Source organism: Cupriavidus sp. IK-TO18 (assembly GCF_015549295.1).
GTDB lineage: Bacteria > Pseudomonadota > Gammaproteobacteria > Burkholderiales > Burkholderiaceae > Cupriavidus > Cupriavidus oxalaticus_A.
This window is the reverse complement of sequence record NZ_JADGMP010000049.1, coordinates 21,504-27,943: the sequence shown is the minus strand read 5'-3', so window position 1 is coordinate 27,943 and position 6,440 is coordinate 21,504. Positions and strand designations below refer to the sequence as shown.

7 protein-coding genes are annotated in these 6,440 nt (G+C 67.0%); all 7 read right to left on the bottom strand.

What is annotated here, in order from left to right; all coding sequences use genetic code 11:
* Positions 1-170: ATP-binding cassette domain-containing protein (locus IPF36_RS32080; protein WP_195432065.1), on the bottom strand; the 170-nt coding region annotated here is incomplete at its 3' end.
* Positions 171-231: 61 nt separating this feature from the next.
* The gene (locus IPF36_RS32075) at positions 232-921 is read right to left on the bottom strand and encodes a DUF2848 domain-containing protein (RefSeq protein ID WP_133098402.1); all 690 of its coding nucleotides are present in this window, start codon (positions 919-921) and stop codon (positions 232-234) included.
* Between the two features lie 66 nt (positions 922-987).
* A complete protein-coding gene (locus IPF36_RS32070) occupies positions 988-2,211 on the bottom strand; it encodes an ABC transporter substrate-binding protein (protein WP_195432059.1) in 1,224 nt (407 codons plus the stop codon).
* Between the two features lie 49 nt (positions 2,212-2,260).
* On the bottom strand, positions 2,261-3,604 hold the full coding sequence (locus IPF36_RS32065; RefSeq protein ID WP_133098404.1) for an amidase: 1,344 nt from the start codon (positions 3,602-3,604) through the stop codon (positions 2,261-2,263).
* A 2-nt stretch (positions 3,605-3,606) separates the two neighbouring features.
* Positions 3,607-3,987 carry a cupin gene (locus IPF36_RS32060; protein WP_133098405.1) on the bottom strand — a complete coding sequence of 127 codons (381 nt, stop codon included), beginning with the start codon at positions 3,985-3,987 and terminating at the stop codon, positions 3,607-3,609.
* 48 nt (positions 3,988-4,035) lie between these two features.
* Positions 4,036-5,520, bottom strand: a complete 1,485-nt coding sequence (locus IPF36_RS32055; protein WP_133098406.1) for a 4-hydroxyphenylacetate 3-hydroxylase family protein — start codon at positions 5,518-5,520, stop codon at positions 4,036-4,038.
* Between the two features lie 37 nt (positions 5,521-5,557).
* A complete protein-coding gene (locus IPF36_RS32050) occupies positions 5,558-6,088 on the bottom strand; it encodes a flavin reductase family protein (protein ID WP_133098407.1) in 531 nt (176 codons plus the stop codon).
* Positions 6,089-6,440: the final 352 nt, after the last annotated feature.

Sequence of the window (6,440 nt, the reverse complement as noted above, 5' to 3'; positions counted from 1 at the left end):
AGGAACTTGGTGAGCAGGTTGAAGCAAGTGGTCTTGCCTGCGCCATTAGGGCCGATCAATGCATGGATCGAGCCGCGCCGGACTTGCAGGTTGACGCCGTTGACCGCGGTAAAGCCGCGGAACGACTTGCCGAGATCGCGGGTCGCCAGGATCAGGTCATCATGCGGCATGGCCGTGCCTCCTTATCGTTGGCTGCCACGTTGCCGTGGCGAAAGAGATAGCGCGCCATGCTTAGCCCTCCACCGGCAGCGTCGCGATCGCGTACGCGTGGCGCAGCGTGCGGCCCAGCACCGGGTCTTCCAGCTCGATCTCGAAACGCTGCGCCGGGCGGATGCCGCCGATGGCCGGCAGCGTGCCGCACAGCATCGCCGAGCCCTCGCCAAAGCTGCCGCCATGCCCGGCAAAGCGGTCGAGCAGGTCAGCCGGCGAGCGCATCGCCGTCACCGCGCCTTGCTGGTACAGCACGCGTTCGCCGTCGATGGTGGCGTAAGAGCGCAGCACCAGCCGGTCCCAGTGGCCTTCCACTTCAGCCAGCTTCCACAGGGTCTGCGCACAGGGCTTCTCGCACATCTGCTTGGACACAGTGATGCCATAGATCTCGGCCTCGCGGTCGGTGTGGTCCGAGGCGATGCCCACCAGGATCTCGCCGCCGTCGTTCACGAGCAGGAATTCCGCTTCGCCGCTGCTGGCTTCGCCGCTGACCTGGATCTCCGGCGCGGCGCCCAGCCGTTCTGCGGCGACGCGATAGAACACGGGCGTGTAGGGCGGGCGCTTGACGCCAAGTTCTTCCAGTTCGCGGATATGGGCTTCCATGGCCTCGACGTCGCGGCCGGTCCATCCCGCCACCACCAGCTGGCGAATGGCGACGGCGCGTTGCGACTTGCCCTGGCGGCTGTCGATATCAAAGGTAAGGGTCTTCATGTTCGGGGGCTCTCTGTGCGGGGGAGGGGCGGCCAGCGTCAGCGCCGGCCGCATGGACGGGTTGGCTTACTTCTTGACCAGCGGACAGGCGCTGGCGCTGAGCGGCCGGAACGCTTCGCTGGCGGGGATCACGCTCTTGATCTTGTAGTAGTCCCACGGGCGCTTCGATTCCTGTGGCCGCTTGACCTCGACCAGGTACATGTCATGCACCATCAGGCCATCGGCGCGAATGGTGCCGTTGGTCGCGAAGAAGTCATTGACCGGCGTGGCGCGCATTTTGGCCAGTACCGCGTCGCTTTCGTCGGTGCGCGCGGCCTGGATCGCCTTCAGGTAGTGCATGGTCGACGAATACACGCCGGCATGGACCAGTGTCGGCATCCTGCCGGTCTTGGCGAAGAAGCGCTGCGACCACGCGCGCGTGGCGTCGTCGCGGTCCCAATAGAACGAAGTCGTCAGCGTCATGCCTTGCGCGGCCTGCAGCCCCAGGCTGTGGATGTCGCTGATGAACATGTGCAGGCCCGCCAGCCGCTGCTTGCTGCCGTTGATGCCGAAGTCCGCAGCGGTCTTGATCGCGTTGACGGTATCGGCGCCGGCGTTGGCCAGCCCGATCACGCTGGCGCCGGACGCCTGCCCCTGCAGCAGGTACGACGACAGGTCGGCGGAGTTGATCGGATGCTTCGCCTTGCCCTTGAGCGTGCCGCCGACACTCGACAGCGCCTCGGTGCCATCCTTCTCCAGCGACGCACCCAGGGCGTAGTCGACAGTCAGGAAGTACCAGCTGTTGTCGCCGCGGCGGGTCAGTGCCTTGACCGTGTTGGCGGCGAAGGCGTAGGTGTCGTACGAGTACTGGATCGTATAGGGCGAGCAGTCCTCGTTGCTCAGCCGCGTGGTGCCGGCACCACTGGCAATGACGATCTTGTGCTTGAGCTTGCCCAGGTTGGAAACGGCCAGCGCCACCGACGACGGCAGCGCGTCCTGGATGACATCGACCTTCTGGTTGTCAAACCAGCCGCGCGCAAGCGTGGCGGCCACGTCGGTCTTGTTCTGGTGGTCGGCGCTGACCACCTGCACGGGTGCGCCGAGCACCTTGCCGCCGAAGTCGTCGACAGCCATCTGCGCGGCGATCACCGAGCCCTTGCCGCCGATATCGGAAAAGATGGACGACATGTCGGTGAGCACGCCGATCTTGACGACGCCATCGCTGACGGGGGCGGGATCGGCCGCCACGGCGGTTCCCGAGATGAGGGCGGCGCAGGCGAGCGCGGCCGCGCCGATGCGGATATCAGGCATGTTGTCTCCTTGGGTTTTGTAGGAATAGTGAGTACTGCTCAGGCTGCGGCTACCTGTGGCACTGCCGCAGCGCCGCTTCCACGGCCATGCCGATCGCCAGCAGCCTGCGGTCGGCGCCGTGCCGGCCGAACAGCATCAGGCCCACCGGCGCTTCGCCAGGGCGATGGCAAGGGACCGACAGCGCGCAAAGGTCGAGCATGTTGGCGATGGCGGGGTTGCGCAGCAGCAGGCGGTTGGTGGCGAAAAAGGCGTCGTCGTCATCGAGGTCGGCGATGCGCGGCGCCAGGATCGGCACGGTTGGCAGCACCACGGCATCGAAGCCCGCCAGTTCGGCATCCGCCTGCCGGCACAGCGCGGCGCGGCGGTCGCGCATGCGCAGGTAGTCGGCGGCGAGCTGCCCGTCGGCCAGCCGGATGCGCGACAGCACGCGCGGGTCGTAGCGGTCGGCGTGCGCCGCCATCAGCTTGCCGTGCCAGGCGCTGGCCTCGGCGGCCACCAGCCCGCCGCCGTGGCCGAGGTCGCCGAGCTGGCCCCAGGTGTCGAAGTCCACGTCGTGCAGTAGCGCGCCGGCGGCGGAAAGCCGGCGCAGGGCGTCGCTGAACGCCTGCGCTACCGCATAGTCGATGGCATCCAGCACCATCCCGCCGGGCACGGCCAGGCGCAGTCCGGCCAGGCTGGCCGGCGCCGCGGGCGGCGCTGCGCCGGCCATTACCGCGTCGACGGCGGCGCAGCACGCCACGGTATTGGCCAGGCAGCCGACCGAGTCGTAGCTGGGCGACAGCGGCACCGCGCCTTGCAGCGGCACCCGGCTCGCGCTGGGCTTGAATCCGACGATCCCGCACAGCGCTGCCGGGATGCGGCACGAGCCGCCAGTGTCCGACCCAATCGCGGCCAGCGCCATGCCGTCGGTTACCGAGACCGCAGCGCCGGACGACGAGCCGCCCGGAATGCGCCCGGCCTGCCGGTCGAACGGGTTGCGCGGCGTACCGTAGTGCGGGTTGATGCCGACGCCGGAATAGGCGAACTCGGTCATGTTGGTCCGGCCGACGAAGACCGCGCCCGCGGCGCGCAGCCGCGCAATGGCCGGGGCATCGGCGCTGGCGGCGCGTTCCGGCAGTACCTTCGCGCCGGCGCGGGTCACATCGCCCTGCACGTCGAACAGGTCCTTCACCGACACCGGCACCCCCGCAAGGGCACCGGCCACGCCCTGTTCGCGCAGCATGTCGCTGGCCTGCGCCTGCTTGCGGGCGGCCATGCTGACGCCGTGCGGGAAGACGCGCGCGCCTTCGCCGCCGGGATTGCAGATGCGTTCGACACAGGAGGCCAGCAGGGACAGCGCATTGGCGCTGCCGTCGGCAAGCTGGCGCCTGGCGGTGGCTACGGTCGCTTCCATGATCAGGCCGGGTCGTAGTAGTGGATTTCCAGTAGCATGCAGCCGCCGTTGGACCGGAACGGGCCGTGGAACGCGCCGGGAGGGCGGCAGGCGTAGGTATTGGGCGCGAAGGCTTCGCCGCCGTCGCCGTTGGCATCGTTGCCGACGGTCAGGTCGCCGCTGAGCAGGTACACCTCCTCCCAGTACTCGTGGACGAACGGCGCCCTGGTGAAGATGCCCGCGTCGAAGCGCAGCAGGCGGGTACGGCTGCCGCGGCGGCCGCTTTCGTCCAGCGCGCCGGACAGGATCTTCTGCTGGATGCCGGCGGGGTAGCCTTCGGGCACTTCCCAGCCGGAGGCCAGGTCCAGGGTATGGAACTCGTCGTGAAGTTTGTTGATCGCCATGCTGATCTCCGTTATCGAGGCAAGGGTGGGGAACGGGAGGGGAGCGGGTCAGGCGGCCTGCGGCAGCCGGGCCAGTTCGTCCTGCAGGGAATAGCTGCCGAGCATGCTGTCGACCAGGCCCGACGCGCGCTTCCAGTCGTAGGTGCGGTAGGCATGGCCCTTGGTGACGAAGGTGGCGCCGGCGTAGAACATTTCGTACTGGTTGTGGCGCGAGGCAAACTCGGAGCCGACCGCGTCCCAGGCGAGCTTGAAGAACTTGACGCGCTCCTCCGGGCTGCACACCGGCGATTTCTGCGTCTTGGCGATGATGTCGGCCAGCGTGGGATTGGCGAAATCCTCGATGCTGGAGGGCAGCATGATCATGCCGCCGCCGGCCAGCTCGCGCAGCGTATTGAGGACCTTGGCGTAGAGCTGCTGCGTCACCACCTGCGAGCCGTACAGCATGCCGCGGTCGGGAATGAAGTAGCCGTTCTGGTTGACCTGGCCCTTCGCTTCCATTCCATAGACCCAGGCCTCGACCATGCCTGCCTCGGCGGCGAGCTGGCCCAGAAGCTCCTTGACCTGCGGGAAGCCGGCAGTGCCGTTGATCTCGGTGATGCGGTGCGCCAGGCCGACCAGGAAGCGCAGCTTGACCATCAGCCTCACCTGGCACTGGTAGTTCTGGTAGACGTGCGCCGGCGTGGCATGGAACTGCTTCGCGCACATGGCGACGTCGCCCGCGACGAAGATCCGTTCCCAGGGCACCTTGACGTCGTCGAAGTAGAGCACCGCATCGTTCTCGTCGAAGCGGCTCGCCAGCGGGTTGTCGAAGACCGAGGTGGCGCTGGCCTCGTACGACTTGCGCGACATCACCTTCAGGCCCTTGCTGTTCATCGGCACCGCGAAGGACAGCGCATACATCTCGTCGCCCTCGCGCAGCGGCTGGATGCAGCTGCAGAACACTTCGTTGGCCATGATGCCGCTGGTGGCGAGCATCTTGGCGCCGCGCACGGTAATGCCTTCCGCGTCCTGGTCGACGATGCCCACCGCCAGGTACTTGTCTTCCTGCTCGTGCGCCGCCTTGGCCTGGTTGGCCTGCGGGTTGACGATCACATAGGTGAGGAACAGGTCGTTGTCGCGGGCGTAGCGGTAGTAGTCGCGCAAGGCGCCGGCGCGCGCCGGGTCGGCCTGCTCGAGCACGTCGATGCCCATGTACATGCCGGAGATGCACGACGCGACATGATCGGGCGAGCGGCCCATGAAGCCGTAGTGCAGCGCGGTCCAGGCTTCCAGCATCTCGCGGCGCTCGACCAGTTCGTTGTAGCTGGTGGGCAGCTCCCAGATGCGGCTGACGCGCCGGTCGCTGCCTTCGGGCCGGAAAGTCATCTTGTCGGCATTCTCTGGACGCGCCTGGAAGTCGTAGAGATTGGCATAGCTGCGGATCGAGTTGCGGAAGGCGGGGTGCGCCGTGACGTCGGTGACGCGCTTGCCATCGAGGTACACTTCGCGCCCATCGCGCAGCATGGCGATGTGCTGGGTGCCGGTCTTGATCATGTCGTTCTCCTGTAGCTGACTGCTTGTGTTGTTGGGTTCAGGCCGCGGTGGGGCTGTATTCCAGCGCCCGGTACTTGCCGCCAAAGAAGATCAGCGGCCGGCCGTCATGCCGGGCCTGATGGCGGACCACCCGACCGATAAAGATCACGTGGTCGCCGCCGTCATGCATCGCATAGGGCTCGCACTCGAACGTCGCCAGCGTGTCTGGCAAGAGCACATGGCTGTCGCTGACGTTGCCGAAGTCGATGCCATCCCACTTGCCCGAGCTGGCGCGGGCAAAGCGGTTCGAGAGATCCTGCTGCGCCTCGGCCAGCACGTTGACCGCGTAGCGCGGCGCGCTGCGCAGGTCAGCCAGGCTCAGGCAGCGGCGATCGACCGAGAACAGCACCAGCGGCGGATCCAGCGATACCGAGTTGAACGACGCCACCGTGATGCCGACCGGGACCTCGCCGGCGCGCGGCGCGGTGATCACGGCGACGCCGGTGGCGAACATGGCCAGCGCGTTGCGAAAGCGGCGCTGCGCATCGGCGTCCGTTACGACGCCCTGATCGACAGATGACTCAGCCATCACGACTCCTACGCATGTTTGGGCAACCGCTGTGGCTGCCGCGGTTTGTTTTCTTAATTAGCTTTGTAACTTAGGTTTCATTGAATGCTAACAAACTGCGGTATTCAAGTTGGTGGAAACCCTAGGCGAGGAGCCTGGCGCGCACGCTGCGCCGCCGCGTGAATGCCGGAAAGCCTTGTGGCACAAAGGTTTTCGGGAAGTGGAATTGGGGGTTGGGGCGTTGCGGATGGCGCGTGCGACAGCACGGAGCAACCCTATCGGCAGCATGGCGGCCCGCCCCCGGGCGCGCGGCCCGGTGCTAGACTCGGCCGCACTTTCCCTGACCAGCGGGTTCGCGCGGTTCGCGCGGTTT

Excerpts from the sequence above, each read along its gene's own strand:
- IPF36_RS32075 (WP_133098402.1), bottom strand. The coding sequence starts at position 921 with ATGAAGACCCTTACCTTTGATATCGACAGCCGCCAGGGCAAGTCGCAA.
- IPF36_RS32070 (WP_195432059.1), bottom strand. The coding sequence starts at position 2,211 with ATGCCTGATATCCGCATCGGCGCGGCCGCGCTCGCCTGCGCCGCCCTC.
- IPF36_RS32065 (WP_133098404.1), bottom strand. The coding sequence starts at position 3,604 with ATGGAAGCGACCGTAGCCACCGCCAGGCGCCAGCTTGCCGACGGCAGC.
- IPF36_RS32060 (WP_133098405.1), bottom strand. The coding sequence starts at position 3,987 with ATGGCGATCAACAAACTTCACGACGAGTTCCATACCCTGGACCTGGCC.
- IPF36_RS32055 (WP_133098406.1), bottom strand. The coding sequence starts at position 5,520 with ATGATCAAGACCGGCACCCAGCACATCGCCATGCTGCGCGATGGGCGC.
- IPF36_RS32050 (WP_133098407.1), bottom strand. The coding sequence starts at position 6,088 with ATGGCTGAGTCATCTGTCGATCAGGGCGTCGTAACGGACGCCGATGCG.